Origin of the sequence: Enterobacter cloacae complex sp. IR5422 (genome assembly GCF_049238165.1) — a bacterium.
GTDB classification, from domain to species: domain Bacteria; phylum Pseudomonadota; class Gammaproteobacteria; order Enterobacterales; family Enterobacteriaceae; genus Enterobacter; species Enterobacter roggenkampii.
Map to the genome: position 1 here is coordinate 9,053 of NZ_JBMKHT010000055.1, position 16,533 is coordinate 25,585.

The 16,533-nt window shown below is 61.6% G+C and carries 16 protein-coding genes; 5 read left to right on the forward strand and 11 right to left on the reverse strand.

Annotated features, from left to right (window positions below; all coding sequences use genetic code 11):
• Window positions 1-76 precede the first annotated feature (76 nt).
• From ACOTXT_RS19810 to ACOTXT_RS19825, 4 genes are all read right to left on the reverse strand, one after another.
• Window positions 77-1,318: an LVIVD repeat-containing protein gene (locus ACOTXT_RS19810; protein ID WP_039265943.1), complete on the reverse strand. Its 1,242-nt coding sequence runs from the start codon at window positions 1,316-1,318 to the stop codon at window positions 77-79.
• A gap of 83 nt (window positions 1,319-1,401) precedes the next feature.
• Window positions 1,402-2,466 (reverse strand): sugar ABC transporter substrate-binding protein, encoded by a 1,065-nt coding sequence (locus tag ACOTXT_RS19815; protein WP_046092237.1) that lies wholly within the window; start codon window positions 2,464-2,466, stop codon window positions 1,402-1,404.
• Window positions 2,467-2,485: 19 nt separating this feature from the next.
• On the reverse strand, window positions 2,486-3,481 hold the full coding sequence (locus tag ACOTXT_RS19820) for an ABC transporter permease (RefSeq protein ID WP_021242603.1): 996 nt from the start codon (window positions 3,479-3,481) through the stop codon (window positions 2,486-2,488).
• The gene (locus ACOTXT_RS19825; RefSeq protein WP_333166292.1) at window positions 3,478-4,980 is read right to left on the reverse strand and encodes a sugar ABC transporter ATP-binding protein; all 1,503 of its coding nucleotides are present in this window, start codon (window positions 4,978-4,980) and stop codon (window positions 3,478-3,480) included. The genes ACOTXT_RS19820 and ACOTXT_RS19825 overlap by 4 nt, the downstream gene beginning before the upstream one ends.
• 159 nt (window positions 4,981-5,139) lie before the next feature.
• On the opposite strand from ACOTXT_RS19825, the gene ACOTXT_RS19830 reads away from it, so the two are divergent.
• The 4 genes from ACOTXT_RS19830 to ACOTXT_RS19845 all read left to right on the forward strand — a co-directional run bounded on the left by ACOTXT_RS19830 (window position 5,140) and on the right by ACOTXT_RS19845 (window position 7,894).
• Window positions 5,140-6,228, forward strand: a complete 1,089-nt coding sequence (locus ACOTXT_RS19830) for an oxidoreductase (RefSeq protein WP_333166295.1) — start codon at window positions 5,140-5,142, stop codon at window positions 6,226-6,228.
• 57 nt (window positions 6,229-6,285) lie between these two features.
• Complete coding sequence (locus ACOTXT_RS19835; RefSeq protein ID WP_055322160.1) at window positions 6,286-7,029, forward strand: SDR family NAD(P)-dependent oxidoreductase; 744 nt, start codon at window positions 6,286-6,288, stop codon at window positions 7,027-7,029.
• A 183-nt stretch (window positions 7,030-7,212) separates the two neighbouring features.
• On the forward strand, window positions 7,213-7,509 hold the full coding sequence (locus ACOTXT_RS19840; RefSeq protein WP_023326881.1) for a type II toxin-antitoxin system RelE family toxin: 297 nt from the start codon (window positions 7,213-7,215) through the stop codon (window positions 7,507-7,509).
• Window positions 7,490-7,894 (forward strand): helix-turn-helix domain-containing protein, encoded by a 405-nt coding sequence (locus ACOTXT_RS19845; RefSeq protein WP_008500997.1) that lies wholly within the window; start codon window positions 7,490-7,492, stop codon window positions 7,892-7,894. The genes ACOTXT_RS19840 and ACOTXT_RS19845 overlap by 20 nt, the downstream gene beginning before the upstream one ends.
• On the opposite strand, the gene ACOTXT_RS19850 is transcribed toward ACOTXT_RS19845, so the two are convergent.
• The 7 genes from ACOTXT_RS19850 to entC form a co-directional block, all read right to left on the reverse strand.
• Window positions 7,891-8,088, reverse strand: coding sequence for a YbdD/YjiX family protein (locus ACOTXT_RS19850; RefSeq protein ID WP_006809671.1), 198 nt, complete (start codon window positions 8,086-8,088; stop codon window positions 7,891-7,893). The genes ACOTXT_RS19845 and ACOTXT_RS19850 overlap by 4 nt on opposite strands.
• Window positions 8,089-8,147: 59 nt before the next feature.
• Window positions 8,148-10,253, reverse strand: coding sequence for a pyruvate/proton symporter CstA (gene cstA / locus ACOTXT_RS19855; RefSeq protein ID WP_055322159.1), 2,106 nt, complete (start codon window positions 10,251-10,253; stop codon window positions 8,148-8,150).
• Window positions 10,254-10,398: 145 nt separating this feature from the next.
• Window positions 10,399-10,812 (reverse strand): proofreading thioesterase EntH, encoded by a 414-nt coding sequence (gene entH / locus ACOTXT_RS19860; RefSeq protein WP_008500995.1) that lies wholly within the window; start codon window positions 10,810-10,812, stop codon window positions 10,399-10,401.
• Window positions 10,813-11,565 carry a 2,3-dihydro-2,3-dihydroxybenzoate dehydrogenase EntA gene (gene entA, locus ACOTXT_RS19865; protein ID WP_055322158.1) on the reverse strand — a complete coding sequence of 251 codons (753 nt, stop codon included), beginning with the start codon at window positions 11,563-11,565 and terminating at the stop codon, window positions 10,813-10,815.
• On the reverse strand, window positions 11,565-12,419 hold the full coding sequence (locus ACOTXT_RS19870; RefSeq protein WP_333166301.1) for an isochorismatase: 855 nt from the start codon (window positions 12,417-12,419) through the stop codon (window positions 11,565-11,567). Before ACOTXT_RS19870 ends, entA begins: the two co-directional genes overlap by 1 nt.
• A gap of 10 nt (window positions 12,420-12,429) precedes the next feature.
• Window positions 12,430-14,040 carry a (2,3-dihydroxybenzoyl)adenylate synthase EntE gene (gene entE, locus ACOTXT_RS19875; protein ID WP_055322156.1) on the reverse strand — a complete coding sequence of 537 codons (1,611 nt, stop codon included), beginning with the start codon at window positions 14,038-14,040 and terminating at the stop codon, window positions 12,430-12,432.
• A 9-nt stretch (window positions 14,041-14,049) separates the two neighbouring features.
• Window positions 14,050-15,225 carry an isochorismate synthase EntC gene (gene entC / locus ACOTXT_RS19880; protein WP_055322155.1) on the reverse strand — a complete coding sequence of 392 codons (1,176 nt, stop codon included), beginning with the start codon at window positions 15,223-15,225 and terminating at the stop codon, window positions 14,050-14,052.
• 188 nt (window positions 15,226-15,413) lie between these two features.
• Between entC and fepB the strand changes: the two genes are divergently transcribed.
• Window positions 15,414-16,373, forward strand: a complete 960-nt coding sequence (fepB, locus tag ACOTXT_RS19885) for a Fe2+-enterobactin ABC transporter substrate-binding protein (protein WP_055322154.1) — start codon at window positions 15,414-15,416, stop codon at window positions 16,371-16,373.
• Window positions 16,374-16,533: the final 160 nt, after the last annotated feature.

The window sequence follows — 16,533 nt, forward strand, 5'->3', positions numbered from 1 at the left end:
TGGGTCTTTTTGTGGTGGTGGTCTTGCTTTTTTTTTTGGTGGGGTGGTACCCCCCCCCCCCCCACCCGGCAAAAACTCACCCCAGATACTCAATTACCGACAGCCCGCCGTTATAGTCCGTGCTGAAAATAATCCCCTGCGCATCCACAAACACGTCGCACGACTGGATCACCTGCGGGCGATTCGGGCGGGTATCCATCATTTTCGCCGGCGCGGCGGGCACCAGCGCACCGGTTTCCACGGGCCGATACGGATTGGAGATGTCATACGCGCGCACGCCCGCATTCTGCCAGGTGGCAAAAATCAGCGTGGAGCTGACAAAGCTCCCCGGCCGGTTCTCGTGCAGGTTGTGCGGGCCGAAATGCGCCCCTTTCGCCACGTAGTCGATTTCATCCGGCTGCGGGAAGGTAGAGATGCTGACCGGGTTCGACGGCTCGCGAATATCAAACAGCCAGATCAGCTTCTCGCCGTCTTCCTGGTTATCGAGTACCGCTTCGTCCAGCACCACCAGCAGATCGCGGTCCGGCAGCGGCAGCGCGGTGTGCGTGCCGCCGCCAAACGGCGGACTCCAGTTGCGGTGGCTAATGAGCTTCGGCTGGGTACGATCCTTCACGTCCAGCAGCGTCAGGCCGCCGTCGCGCCAGCTGCCGTACGCCGTATCGCCGGCAATAATCGCATGGTGGAGCGCGTAGCGTTTCCCTTCCGGCCAGTTAGGCTTCTCCCCTTCTGCCTGATTCATCCCCGGCAGCCACCAGCGCCCTGCCACCTCGGGCTTACGCGGGTCGGCCAGGTCAATCGTCAGAAAGATGTAGTCGGTAAAGCCGTCAATAAGCGCCGACACGTACGCCCAGCGGCCCCCGACGTACCAGATGCGGTGAATGCCAATGCCGCTCAGCGGCAGAAAGCCGATTTCGCGCGGCGCGTCCGGGGTGGAGATATCAAAAACGCGAAGCCCGGCGCTCCAGCCTTTGTCCTGCACGTCGCTGACGGTCTCGCCCACCTGCCGGGTATAGTAGACCTTCTCGTCGGCAAAACGCGCATCGGCAAACAGATCCCGGGCGTTGATGACCAGCAGGAGATCGTCATGCGCCTGGAGGTGCACGTTCCAGGTGCCGGGCGGCGCGGGAACATAGCCCGCGGGTTTCGGGTTTTTCGGGTCGCGCACGTCCACTATCGAAAAGCCCTGCGACACCATATGGCCGATCCAGGCGAAACCGCGGTGCACCATCAGCTGCACGCCGTCCGGGCGACCGCCCTGATCGCTATGGCCAATCAGCCGCATATTGCGGCTGTATTCGGGAGGGGGTAAATGAGTCACCTTGAGCTCCTTTCGCCGGGTGGCGGCTGCGCCTTACCCGGCCTACCAAACCGTAGGCCCGGTAAGCGCAGCGCCACCGGGCATTATTTTGACCTGGCTTCCAGCGTCGCAAACCACGGCGCGATAAAATCTTCCGTCTGGCCCCAGCCCGGAATGATTTTCCCCAGCGACGCCACGTTCACCGCGCCCGGCTGGGCGGTCAGCAGCGCCTGCGGAATCGCGGCCGCTTTGAAATCGTAGGTCGCAGGCGTGGCTTCCCCGGCAATCTTATTGGCGATCAGGCGCACGTTGGTCGCGCCAATCAGCTTCGGATCCACCGCCACGCTCACCTTCCACGGGCTGCCCGGCTCGCGCATCAGCTGCAGATCCTGGTTGGAGATGTCGATGCTGTAGAGTTTAATCTCGGTACGGCCGTTCTCCTTCAGCGCCTTATACGCGCCCTGGCTGAAGGCGTCCCAGGTTCCCCAGATGGCGTCGATTTTGCCTTTCGGGTATTTCGCCAGGATCGCCCCAACCTTGTTGGCGGTGTCGCCCTGCACGTCAGAGGAGACCGCGCCGATAGACTCCAGCTCTTTGATGTCCGGGTACTGTTTTTGCAGCTCTTTATACGCCGCCTGACGACGCTCCATCGGCGGGAAGCCCGCTACCCACAGCTTGACGATATTGGCCTTGCCGTTGAAATCTTTCGCCAGCTGGCCGAAGGAGAGATTAGTCAGAGAGGCATCGTCCTGTTGGGTCACGGTCACGCCAGGGATCTCGCCGTTGACGGCGGTATCAAACACGGCAACCTTAATCCCGGCGTCCACCGCCTTCTTCACCAGCGCGGTGGAGTACGGATCGCGGCCCTGAGACAGGATAATCCCGTCGTACTTCTGGCTGATGGCCTGGTTCACGAAGTCCTGGAATTTGGCGTCGTCCCCGTTGCTTAAAAAGGTGCTGACCTTAAAGCCAAGCTTCTTCCCTTCCTGAATGGCCCCGGCAATAAACTGCGTGGTGTTGTCGTCTGAGCCGAGGTTACGGATCACCGCGATGCGAATGGGGCCGTCATGGTTGGCAATGGCCGCCGGGAGCGGTGCGGGCGTGGCCGCGAAGCCAGGCAGAGCGGTGAATAACCCTAATGCCACCAAAGAGAGTGCAATCTTTTTCATTTTTTATCCCGTTGTGTTGTCAGCGTTTTTGTATGTAGGTAATCGCCAGCGCTACCGCGAGCACCAGCCCTTTTATAATGTCCATGGCGTAATACGGCACGGAGAGCATCACCAGCCCGTTCGACAGCACGCCGAGAATCACCGCCCCCACCAGCGTGCCCAGGGCATTCGGCTTGCCGGACCCGGCCAGCGAGAAGCCGATCCACGCCGCCGCCACCGCATCCATCAGATAACCGCCGCCCGCGTTCACCTGCGACGAGCCAATGCGCGAGGCCAGCAAAATCCCGCCCAGGCCCGCCAGCAGGGAGGCAATCACGTAGGCCGCCACCTTGTAGCGGGTGGTGCGAATCCCCGAGAGGCGCGCCGCTTCCGGGTTACCGCCAATGGCGTACATCCGACGACCGTGAGTGGTGAGCGACAGCCCAAGCTGCGCCAGCACCGTCACCACCAGCATGACGATCACGATAGTCGGTACCTGCCCCAGCAGGCTGAACGTCGCAGGGATGGTGCCTTCCGCCATGTCGCCGCTGGGCAGCACCATGTTCTCGGTAATCGACCCGCCGTAGCTGTAGGTCATCGCCACGCCCTGGATCACAAACAGGCTGGCCAGCGTCGCGAGCATGTCCGGAATGCGCAGGATGACGATCAGAAAGGCGTTAAACAGCCCCACCAGCGTGCAGAGCGCGAGGGTAATCAGAATCGACTCGGTGGTGCCAAAGCCGTGCCAGACGAAAAGGGAAATCACCAGCGCGTTCGCCAGCGACGCGGTAGACCCCACGGAGAGATCGAACCCGCCAATGGTCAGCGAGATCGACACGCCGATGGCAATCACCGTCACGATGGCAATCGAGCGCAGGATATTGATGATGTTGTTGGGATCGAGGAAGCTGTCCGACGCCAGGCCAAAGACGGCCACCAGCGCGACGACGGTCAGCAACATGCCCCACTTGTAGAGAAAATCGAAAATCTGCTGACGGCCAGACGCCGTCGCGTTTACTGAAAGGGCCTTGCTCACGACGCCGTTCCTCCGGTTGAATAATAAAGTAGTGTCTCTTCACGGGCCTCGGCCCCGGCGATTTCCGCCACGATGCGCCCGTCCCACAGGACGCAGATGCGGTCGCACAGCCCGACCAGCTCGGCAAATTCGCCGGAGGCGTAAATCACCCCTTTGCCCTCGCGCGCCAGGCCGTCGATCAGCTGGAACAGATCGGTTTTGGCCTTCACGTCCACGCCTTTGGTCGGCTCGTCGAAGATCAGCACGCTCGCGTCATTGCGCAGCCACTTGCCGATGGCCACCTTCTGCTGGTTGCCGCCGGAGAGACGTCGCAAAACCTGCCCGGGTCCGCGGGCGCGCACGCCGACGCGGGCGATCACCTCCTCCGCCCAGCGCCATGCCTGACGATGGCCGAACAGGCTCCAGCGCGAAAAGCTGTTATCGGCGCACACGGCAAGATTCATGCTCACCGGCTCGTCGATAAAAATGCCCTCTTTGCGCCGCTCTTCCGGCACCAGCGCCAGCCCGCGCAGCACCGAGTCCGCCGGGTCGCGCGGCTGCCAGGGCTGTTGATTCAGCTCACCGCGCGCGACGCGGCTTTTACTGGCACCAAACAGCGCCTTACAGAGTTCTGTTTTGCCCGCGCCCGCCAGCCCGGCAATGCCGAGAATTTCGCCCTTGCGCAGGTGCAGCGAGATATCTTTCAGCAGCGCGTCGTCGTGCAGCCCTTCAACCCGCAGCAGCGTTTCGTCGCCGTGCGGCGGCCGCGCGGGCGGGTAGATATCGCTCAGCACGTGGCCGAGCATCTTCTCGACGATCGCTTCGCCGCTCAGATCGGCCATCGGGCCGGACTCAATCAGCTTGCCGTCGCGGAGCACCGTCAGGGTGTCGCAGATGGCCTTCAGCTCGTGAATGCGGTGGGAGATAAACACCACGCCGATGCCCTGCTGCTTTAACCGTCTCACCACCGCAAACAGGCGCTCGCTCTCGTGCGCGTCCAGCGGCGCGGTGGGCTCATCAAGAATGAGAAAACGGCAGTGGTGTGACAGGGCGCGCGCCAGCAAAATCTGCTGCTTTTCGGCAAGCGTGCAGCTGTCGATGGAGCGGCGAACGTCCAGAGAAACATCCAGCTGCGCCAGCGCCTGTCTCGCCTGCTGGCGGACGGCGCGCCAGCTGAAGCGATGCCCCGGCTGCGCCAGCTGGTCGAGCATGATGTTCTCGGCGATGCTTAATCCCGGGATCAGGGCCACGTCCACCTCCTGCTGCACGAGGTGGATGCCCAGCCGTTTGGCGTCCAGCGGCTCGCGGATGCTTACCGGCTGGTTATTAATGCAGATTTCGCCCTCATAGTGGTCGTGCGTTCCGCACAGCACCGCCATCAGCGTCGATTTCCCCGCGCCGTTGGCGCCGGTCAGCGCATGTACCGATCCGCCGGTTAAGGTGAAGTTCACGCGCGACAGCGCCTGAAAGCCGGAAAAGGCCAGGCTGATACCGCGCATTTCAAGGCGACTGGAAACCATCCGCGTAAATCCTTCATAACTCTTCTGATTTATCGAATTTTTCACAGCTCCGGTTGACTGACAACGACGGAAAAGGCATAAGTTAAAGCGAAATATTATTAGCCATCCGGATGTCCAGACATAACATCGGGTTAGCGCTTGCTAAAAAAGGACAACACCATGAGCAACACCGATATCCGCGTCGTGCCTGGCCCGGCGAACTACTTCTCCCATCCCGGAAGCCTTGCGCGTCTGAATGACTTCTTTACCCCGGAGCAGCTTTCCCGCGCGGTGTGGATTTACGGCGAGCGCGCTATCGACGGCGCGCGCCCGTTCCTGCCGGAGAGCTTTCACGCGCCGGGGGCGAAACACCTGCTTTTTAAAGGCCACTGCAGCGAGCGCGACGTCACCCATCTGGTGGACGAATCCGGCAGTGACGCCAGCGTGGTGATTGGCGTCGGCGGCGGTGCGGTACAGGATGCCGTCAAGGCCGTAGCGCGTCGTCTGGGGGTGCCGTTCGTGGGCATCCCCACCATTGCCGCCACCTGCGCGGCGTGGACGCCACTCTCCGTCTGGTACAACGATGCCGGTCAGGCGCTGCAGTTTGAGATCTTCGATGACGCCAACTTCTTGGTGCTGGTGGAGCCGCAGATCGTTCTCAACGCCCCGGCCGAATACCTGCTGGCGGGTATCGGCGATACGCTGGCGAAGTGGTACGAAGCGGTGGTGTTGGCACCTGAGCCGGAGAACCTGCCGCTGACCGTGCGGCTTGGCCTTAACGGCGCGCTGGCGATCCGCGACGTGCTGCTGGAGCACAGTGAGGAAGCGCTGGCCGACCAGCAGCGCGGCGAACAGACGCAGGCGTTCCGGGACGTGGTGGACGCGATTATCGCCGGCGGCGGGATGGTCGGCGGTCTGGGCGAGCGCTATACCCGCGTGGCGGCAGCGCATGCGGTGCACAACGGTTTAACCATGCTGCCGCAGACGGAAAAATACCTGCACGGCACCAAGGTGGCCTACGGCATTCTGGTCCAGAGCGCCCTGCTCGGCCAGGACGACGTGCTGGCGCAGCTGGTGGCGGCGTACCGGCGCTTTAACCTGCCGACCACGCTTCGCGCGCTGGACGTCGATATTCACAACCGTGACGAGCTGGATAAGGTGATAGCCCACACCCTGCGTCCGGTGGAGTCAATTCACTCTCTGCCGGTGACGTTAACGCCCGACGTTCTGCGCGCCGCGTTTGAGAAGGTGGAATCCTTCAGCCGTTAATCGCGCCGACAGGCTATACCTAATGATGATTCTCACCACTCTCGTCACGAGGTCATCATGCAGATCGATTTAACAGGTAAAAAGGCGCTGGTTACCGGCGCCAGCCGTGGATTGGGTCGGGCTATCGCGCTGTCGCTGGCACGCGCCGGTGCCGATGTGGTTATTACGTATGAAAAATCCGCCGATAAAGCCCAGGCGGTCGCCGATGAAATTAAGACGCTTGGGCGGCACGGCGAAGCGATTCAGGCCGACAGCGCCAGCGCACAGGCGATTCAGGATGCCGTCACCCATGCAGCGCGTTCCCTTGGCGGGCTGGACATTCTGGTCAACAACGCGGGTATCGCGCGCGGCGGCCCGCTGGAGTCCATGACCCTGGCGGACATTGACGCGCTGATCAACGTCAACATTCGCGGCGTGGTGATCGCCATTCAGGAAGCGCTGGTGCACATGTCCGACGGCGGGCGCATCATCAACATCGGCAGCTGTCTGGCGAACCGCGTGGCGATGCCGGGCATTGCCGTTTACTCGATGACCAAGTCAGCCCTCAACTCCCTCACTCGCGGCCTGGCGCGCGATCTGGGCCCGCGCGGCATTACCGTTAACCTGGTGCATCCCGGCCCCACCAACAGCGATATGAACCCGGAAGACGGCGAACAGGCGGAAGCCCAGCGCCAGATGATCGCGCTCGGCCACTACGGCCAGCCGGAAGACATCGCGGCGGCGGTCACCTTCCTCGCCAGCCCGGCTGCCGGGCAGATCTCCGGCACAGGGCTGGATGTCGACGGCGGGTTGAACGCCTGATCGCACCTTTTCTGCAAGCCTCTGTCGCCCGGCAGAGGCCTTGTCGAGCCGCCTCGATGTTTCGCTTTTTACCGCTTACTTCCGTTTTATGTCCGCTCTACAGTACCCCATAAGAAATTCGGAATTTATCTAATAGTCTTATTATTTCCTTATAATTTGTATGGGCGTACAGTGGAGGTACGGATGAAGATTGTCTGGTCTAATGGTGCAAAAAAGGCTTTTTCCAGAATTGACGAGCGGTATCAACGCCGCATTGAGGTAAAGCTTGCCGAACTGGATGACCGCTCGGCACCCCGGCCCGATATCAAAAAAATATCGGCGACAGAAAATCATTTCCGGCTACGCGTTGGCGATTACCGCATCATCTATACGCTTCGGGACGATCCCGATAACCATTGTTATGTTTTAGCCGTCAAGCGCAGAACTTCAACGACTTACCTGCATGAGGAGAAAGCCACCTATGGCTGTTCAGCTAATTAAGGACGATAACGGTAAAACGCAGTATGTGGTTATTCCTTATCACGAATACTTCCGCATGTGCTCACAGATGGCAGAGATCGACGACGAAACCGATGACGATCTGGAGGATATTGAGGTCGAACACGATAGTCTGGATGACGTGGAATTGCCCGGAGACGTGTGCAGCATCATGACCTGGCAGAACGTCAGCCTGCAGGCCGCGTGGCGTATCCTGCGCGGGCTATCCCAGCAGGAGGTGGCGGAGAAACTGGGCATCAGCCAGTCCGCCGTGTCACAGCTGGAAGCGCTGGACTCCCGTCCGCAAAAGCGCACCCGCGAAAAGCTCGCGGCGATCTACGGCTGTAAGCAGGAGCAGATCAGCCTCTATCTCCCGAAAGAGGGTTAACAGCACTTCGCCCCGCCCTTGCCGCCGTAGCGGGCGTCCTGGCGGTCGCGGAAAAATTCTTCGTAGGTCATGGGCGTCTGGTCCGGATGGTTGACGCGCATATGCTCGACGTAGTTGTCGTAGTCCGGCACGCCAATCATCATTTTGGCGGCCTGGCCCAGGTACTTACCGGCTTTGGAAAGGGTGTCGAACATAGTTCTGATCTCACAGGGAATGTAGGCCGGGTAAGCGCTAGCGCCACCCGGCACACGGGTTAATGCGCCCCTTTGGCCTGGGTCACAATCTCTTCCAGGTTTTCAGGCATTGGCTCATACGGCGTCTCTTTCGCCGTTGGCGCGTCGACTTTCAATGCCGCCAGCGCGGTCCTGAGAGAATACAACGCCAGCACCACGACCACCACCATAAAGAAGATGGTCAGCCCGGCGTCCAGACGGTTGTTGAACACCAGCTGCGACAGCTGCGATTCGGTGTACTGTGCCGGGATCTTGCCGCTGTCGATCATCGCCTGGAACTTGTTGGCAATCGCCAGGAAGCCCACCTTGTTATCCGGGCTGAAGGCCTTCTGCCAGCCCGCCGTCAGGGTACAGATCAGCAGCCACGCGGTCGGCACCAGCGCCACCCACGCATAGCGCTGGCGCTTCATCTTGAACAGCACCACCGCACAGAGCATCAGCGCCATGCCCGCCAGCATCTGGTTGGCGATACCGAACAGCGGCCACAGGGTGTTAATCCCGCCCAGCGGATCGACCACGCCCTGATGCAGGAAATAGCCCCACGCCAGCACGCACAGCGCCGTCGCCAGCAGGTTAGCCGGGAGCGAGTCGGTCCGCTTCAGGTTCGGGGAGATGACGCCCAGCAGATCCTGCAGCATAAAGCGCGCCGCACGGGTTCCCGCATCCACCGCCGTCAGGATAAACAGCGCTTCAAACAGAATGGCGAAGTGATACCAGAACGAGACATCCATCAGCCCGCCCAGCGCGCCGTGCAGGATGTAGGCCATGCCCACCGCCAGCGTTGGTGCCCCGCCTGCGCGGGAGATAATCGACTGCTCGCCTACCTCATTAGCGATATGCGTCAGCGTTTCAGGCGTAATCGCAAAGCCCCAGCCGCTCACCACCTGCGCGGCGGAAGCGACCACGTCAACGGTGCCCGCCGGAGCCAGGACCGCCATCGGGCTGTTCATCGCGAAATACACGCCCGGGTCGATAATACAGGCGGATACCAGCGCCATAATCGCCACGAAGGACTCCATCAGCATGCCGCCGTAGCCAATCAGGCAGGCCTGATTTTCATTCGCGAGCATCTTCGGCGTCGTCCCGGAGGCGATCAGCGCGTGGAAGCCCGACACCGCGCCGCAGGCGATGGTGATAAACAGGAACGGGAACAGGTTGCCGGTCCAGACCGGGCCGGTGCCGTCAATAAATTTGGTCAGCGCAGGCATGGTCAGGGTCGGGCGCATAATCAGAATGCCGATCGCCAGCCCGACAATGGTGCCGATTTTCAGGAAGGTAGAGAGGTAGTCACGCGGGGCCAGCAGCAGCCATACCGGCAGCACCGCCGCCACAAAGCCGTAGCCCACCAGCATCCAGGTCAGCTGCACGCCGGTAAAGTCGAAGAACGGCGCCCAGGTCGGGCTTTCCGCCACCCAGCCGCCGGAGATAATGGCGAACACGAGGAATACCAGGCCAATCACCGACACTTCACCAATCCGGCCCGGACGCAGGTAGCGGATGTAGATCCCCATGAACAGCGCCAGCGGAATGGTAAAGGCAACGGTATAGGTTCCCCACGGGCTGTGGGTCAGCGCTTTCACCACAATCATCGCCAGCACCGCGAGGATGATCACCATGATCATAAAGGTCGCCACCAGCGCAATCACCCCGGCGGTCGCCCCCATCTCCTCTTTCACCAGCTCACCCAGCGAACGTCCGTCGCGGCGGGTAGAGACGAACAGCACCATAAAGTCCTGCACCGCCCCCGCCAGCACCACGCCCGCGAGGATCCAGATCATCCCCGGCAGGTAGCCCATTTGCGCCGCCAGCACCGGCCCCACCAGCGGGCCTGCCCCGGCAATCGCCGCAAAATGGTGACCGAACAGCACTTTCTTGTCGGTCGGCACATAGTCCAGACCGTCGTTATGGCGGACGGCAGGCGTCATGCGCGTTGCATCAACGCCCAGGACGTTCTTGGCGATATAGCGGCCATAAAAACGATAGGCGATCAGGTAAACGCAGACCGAGGCAACGACGATCCAGAGCGCGTTGATCTGCTCTCCCCGGTTGAGGGCGATATAGCCCAGGGCAAAAGCTCCCACAACGGAGAGCCCTGCCCATGTAAGGTATTTCCCTGAGTTGTTCATAGTTGTTGTCCGTTGTCGTGAAACAGTGAGATGTTACATTTTGTTTCTAGAACAACCGGAAAAATTTAACAACTTTGAAACGCAATAATGCGTGGTCAAACCAGAGATTTACACCACAGTGTTAAGCCGATCACTTTGATCTGAGTTAGCCCAGCACCATCGTACTTAACCGGCAGGTACAGCACCGCCGCCCCTGCTCGTCGAAGACCCCAATCTCCCAGCTCTGGCTCGAACGCCCAAGATGCAGCGGCTGACACACGCCGCGAACCTTGCCGTGGGATACCGCCCGATGATGCGTGGCGTTCAGCTCCGTGCCCACCACGCTCTGCCCGTCGCGGGTCATCAGAAATCCGGCCATTGAGCCGAGCGTTTCCGCCAGCGCCGCCGACGCCCCGCCGTGCAGCAGGCCAAACGGCTGATGGGTACGCGCATCCACCGGCATCTCCGCTTCCAGGGCGTCATCCCCGAGGCGGGTATAGACGATGCCCAGGTTCGCCACCAGGGTATTCACGCTGGTGGCGTTCAGCTCCTCAAGCGATAAATGACGTTTCCAGATCATTTACGCCCCCAGCGTGGAGCCGCCGTCCACCACGATATCCTGCAGGGTGATGTGGCTGGCGGCATCGGAGGCAAGGAACAGCACGGTCGCAGCTATCTCCTGCGGGCGGGCGATTTTGCCCAGCGGAATGCCGAGCTTGAACTGCTCGCCAAAGCCGCGAATACGCTGCTGTTCCGCGTCGTCGCTGGTCCACAGGGTGCGCTGCATGTCGGTGTCCGTTGAGCCCGGCGACACCAGGTTACAGCGCACGCCGCAGCTCGCCAGCTCCAGCCCGACGGTCAGGGCCAGGCTTTTCAGCGCCGCTTTCGATGCGCCGTAGGCGCTCATGCCGATGCGCGGCGCGTGCGCCGCGTCGGACGCCACGGTGACTATCGCCCCGCCCTGCTGACGGCGGAACTGGCCCATCGTCTGCTGGAACAGGTTGAACGCACCGCCGACGTTGACCGCGAAGGTCTGCTGCCAGTCCTCCTGCGAGAGCTGGTCCGTCGCCCCCATGCGCAGAATGCCCGCCGCGTTGACCAGCACGTCAAGGCGGTCGAGCGATGCCAGCACGCGCCCGCACACCTCCTGCACCTGCCCGGCATCCGCCACGTCCAGCGTTTCGGTGGCAAACGGATAGTCATTCTGCGGGAAGGCCAAATCGAACCCGGTCACCTGCGCACCGGCTTCGGCAAACGCCAGTGCGGTCGCGTAGCCAATCCCCTTCCCCGCGCCCGTGACCCAGACGGTTTTGCCGGTGAAATCAAACACCATCACTTCACCTCGCGGGAGAGCAGCGCCCACCAGGCGTCGAGTGTGGGATTTTTGGCCAGCATCACGAAGTCGATATCGCCGTGTACTTTGCGCCAGCGGGCGGCCAGCGCCATCATGCGCACTGAATCCAGGCCGTAGTCGATCAGGTTTTCGTCATCCATCGGCTCGTCGGACTCGTCCAGCAGCGGCAGGATCAGCGCCCGCAGCGCGACCTTCGAGGCTGGAACGGACGGCAGCAGATCGTCGGTCATCACCACGCGACCCGAGCGTCCAGCCACGTAGTTCAGCGACATCAGGTGCTCGTCGCGGGTGAAATCCGCCAGCGCGTCGGCAATGAAGAACGGCTTAATGTCGCGCATAAAGGCGTCGGTGGCGGTGGTCATGCAGCCGATGTGGGCATACACGCCGGTAATCAACAGCTGGTTGCGCCCCGTTTCTTTCAGCATCTGCTCCAGCGGCGAGCGGTGAAACGCGCTGTAGCGCCACTTCACCAGCACCGTGTCCGCTTCGTCCGGCGTCAGCTCGGCAACGATGCGCTGCTGCTCCGGCGAGCGGGTCAGGCCCGGCCCCCACATGTCGTTCAGCAGGGCGCGGTCTTCGTCGCTCTGCTCTTTCGGCTGCGCGGTGTAATACACCGGGATATTGTGTTCTTTGCAGTACGCGCGCAGTCTGGCGATGTTCGCGACTACCTGCTGCATCATCGCGCTATTTTCGCCCCAGAAGTTCAGGAAATACTCCTGCATATCGTGGATCAGCAGCGCCGCGCGCTCGGGCTCAAACGCCCAGTTCACCTTGCTGGTCGGCAGCTCTGCGGCGGTCGGCAGCGCGTAAGCGGTTAATTTTGGAATGGCCATACTCTGTTCCTCAGCCCCGGGCGCGTTCAGCAAGCCACAGGCGCAACTGTTTCTTATCAACTTTGCCGACCGGCGTCAGCGGGAGCGCATCCACGCTCTCCACGCGGTCCGGCAGCTTAAATTCGGCAACGCCCTGCTCGCGCAGGAAGCGGCGCACCTCCACCGCGCGCAGGGGATGTTTCACCACCAGATACGCACAGCTTTTTTCGCCCAGCAGGCTGTCCTCCATGCTCACCAGTGCGGCGTGGATCACCGCTTCGTGGCGCAGCAGCAGGTTTTCGATCTCTTCGGCGGCGATCTTCTCGCCGCCGCGGTTGATCTGATCCTTCTCGCGCCCCTGCACGGTGATGTAGCCCTGCTCGTCAATGGCGATCAGATCCCCGGAGCAGTAAAAGCCGTCGGCGTCGAAGGCGCTGGCGTTGTGTTCCGGGCTGCTGAAATAGCCGCGGAAGGTGTACGGGCCGCGCGTCATCAGGCGTCCGACCTCCCCACGCGGCAGCGGGTTGCCGTGCTCGTCCGCCACCCACACTTCGTCGTCCGGGCACATCGGGCGGCCCTGGGTGTTGATGATGCGTTCCGGGGCGTCGTCGAGCGCGGTGTAGTTCACCAGCCCTTCCGCCATGCCGAACACCTGCTGCAGCTGGCAGCCAATTTCCGCCGGAATACGCGCCGCGAGCGTGGCGGAAAGGCGCGCGCCGCCCACCTGCAGCAGCTTCAGTGATTTAAGCTGCGCGCTGTCCGCCCCGTCGGCAATCGCCTGCAGCCAGAGGCTGACGGCAGGCGGCACCAGCGAGGTGACGTTAATCTGATGCTGTTCAATCAGCGGGAAGCAGAGCGTGGCGCTCGGATCGTTCGCCAGCACCACGCAGCCGCCCGCGGTAAAGACGCCTAACGACCCCGGCGAGCTCATGGCGTAGTTGTGCGCCGCGGGCAGCGCGTTCAGGTAACGCGTTTCGGCGGTAATGCCGCAGATCTCGTTGCTGCGACGAATGCTGTAGTCATAGTCGTTGTGCGTTCGCGGGATCAGCTTCGGCGTGCCGGTGCTGCCGCCGGAGAGCTGGAAAAACGCCACCTCGTCGGCGGGCGTCGGGTTGGCAATAAAATTGTCCGCCGGGCGGGTAATCGCCGCCTCCAGCGCATGCTCGCCCCCGTCACCGCGAAGCAGGACGACGCGTACCGAACGGTGTTCACCCACGAAAGCGTTGAGGAAGTCATCGCCCGCAAACAGCGCGTGGTCGCGATCGGCGATCAGCACGGCGGGTTTGATCTGCGCCGCGTAGGCGTTGAGTTCGCTGCGCTGATGGCTAAAGAGCGCGTTCACCGGCGCGACGCCGATTTGCAGCAGCGCGAAGAAGGTCATGTAGAACTCGGCCACGTTGCCAAGCTGCACCAGCGCCGTCTCGCCGCGCTGCAATCCTCGCGCCTGAAGGGCTGAGGCCAGGTTGTTTACGGCCTGATTCAGCGCGCGGTAGGTAATGTGGCGATCGCCATCGATAATCGCCATCGCATCGCTGTCCGCCCGATCCGTCAGCATGTGGGTCAACGGCAGATCCTGCCAGTAGCCTTTTTCACGGTAGCGGCGGGCAAAATCCTCAGGCCAGCGGGTAAAGGGAATGGTCATGAGTCTTCCTTAGTGCAAACCAAAAACGTTAAGCATGGTGGAGAGCTTTACGCCCGTCTCGCGCCACTCGCCCACCGGGGAGGAGGCAGGCACAATGCCCGCGCCGGCAAACAGGCGAACGGTATTTTCGCGAAGACGCGCGCAGCGGATGGTCACCACCCACTCGCCGTTGCCTTCGCTGTCGCACCAGCCAACGATGCCGCCGAACAGCTCGCGGTCGAACGGCTCCAGCTCGGCAATCAGCTCTTTCGCCGCCTGATGCGGGAAGCCGCTCAGCGCCGGGGTCGGGTGCAGCAGGCAGGCCAGGGTCAGCGCGTTCTCGTTTTCACGCGCCTCGCCTTCTACCGGCGTCGCCAGATGCCACAGCGTCGGCGTGGTAATCAGCTGAGGAGAATCAGGCATGCTGAGATGGTGGCTGCGCGGTGCCAGAATGGCCTTCATCGCCTGGGTGACCAGGTCGTGCTCGTGACGGTCCTTTTCGGAGGCCAGCAGCTTGTTGCCCGCCTCGCGATCCAGCACATCGTCCGGCTGACGGCGCGCGGAGCCCGCCAGCGGCAGCGAGCTAAAGTGCGCCCCCTCTTTGCGCAGCAGCAGCTCCGGGCTGGCGCCCAGCAGCACCCCGCCGTCTTCCAGCGGCACGTGGAAGTTGAAGCTCGCCGGGTTCTGGGCGATCAGGCGCTCCATCAGGGCGCCGCTGTCCAGGCGTTTGTCGGTCGCGATATCAATCAGGCGCGACAGGACCACCTTGTTCACCTGCGGCGTGGCGGTCAGCGACGCGGCGCGAGCGACCATCTCTTCGAAGACGGGCTGCGGCGGGATCTCGGCGCGTTGTGCCACCTTCAGGGCCTGCGCGCCGGAAAAATAGCGTGCGGACTGCTGACGTGCGGGACGGGAAAAGGTCTCCCAGCGTTGCGGAATAAACAGCGACGAGGGCTTGCGGGTGTCGAACGGGATCGCCCCCACCATCACCGGGTGAGCAATACCGCTGGCTTTTGCCGTGCGGAAGGCCTGGGCTAATTTTTGCTGGAAGCGACCCGCCGGATAGTCACCGCCGACGGCGGGTTCACTGAAGCGGGCAAAGCAGCCGGACGTGGTAAAGCTGCGGTAAGGCGACATAAAGAAAAAACGGTCTGATTCCAGCGTGGTTGCGGCGTGCTGAACTTCCTCAGCCAGGGACGTATCCATATCATCCTCCTCAAAATGATAAAAGAAGCAATAATGATTATCATTTATATTTTCGTCGGCTAACCTAATCCCACATCGCTTCGCTGTCAACCGTCGGGCAAATAACTTGTGCGACAAAAGCTTGCATCCCGGTGCGGCAAATATGAAAATGAGAAGCATTATCTCCAACAAAAACAGGATCCCGCGCTGTGAAATTCCCTGCCGTTTTCCGTAATCCCCTGCTTTTATTATCACTTTTTGTTTTAGGACTTACCTCAGCTGCCGCCGCCGACTGGCCCCGTCAGGTGACCGACAGCCGCGGCGTTCACACGCTTGAGAGCAAACCGACGCGCATTGTCTCCACCAGCGTGACCTTAACCGGCTCCCTGCTGGCCATTGACGCACCGGTCGTCGCCAGCGGCGCGACCACGCCGAACAACCGCGTGGCGGATGGACAGGGTTTCCTGCGCCAGTGGGGCGATATCGCGAAGCAGCGCAAAGTTGCCCGGCTGTATATCGGCGAGCCCAGCGCTGAAGCGGTGGCCGCGCAAATGCCTGACCTGATTTTGATCAGCGCCACCGGCGGGGATTCCGCGCTGGCGCTGTACGATCAGCTTTCCGGCATTGCGCCGACGCTTATCATCAACTACGACGACAAGAGCTGGCAGGCGCTGCTGACTCAGCTGGGCGCGATAACCGGACACGAAAAGCAGGCCGCAGAGCGCATTGCCGCGTTTGATAAACAGCTCGCGCAGGTGAAACAGAAGATGACGCTGCCGCCGCAGCCGGTGAACGCCATCGTCTACACCGCCGCCGCGCATTCCGCCAACCTGTGGACCGCCGAATCGGCACAGGGCAAGCTGCTGCACCAGCTGGGCTTTACGCTGGCGGACCTGCCTGCCGGGTTGCAGACCTCAACAAGCCAGGGCAAGCGCCACGACATTATCCAGCTGGGCGGTGAAAACCTGGCGACGGGGCTGAACGGCGAAGGGCTGTTTGTGTTTGCCGGTGACGAGAAAGACGTGGCGGCGATTTACGCTAACCCACTGCTGGCGCACCTGCCGTCGGTGAAAAACAAGCGCGTGTGGGCGTTGGGAACCGAGACGTTCCGCCTGGATTATTACAGCGCGATGCTGGTGTTGCAGCGTTTGAATGCGATGTTTAAATAAGAGGCACGTTCCCCGTAGGCCCGGTAAGCGCAGGGTATGAACCGGAAACATGGGTAACACTTTAGACCGGATACATGGGTAACAGTTATAACTGGCATAGAAGAGGAGACTCGCTATGCCCTGGACTGAGACCCGACCTATGCAACGCCTTGATTTTATC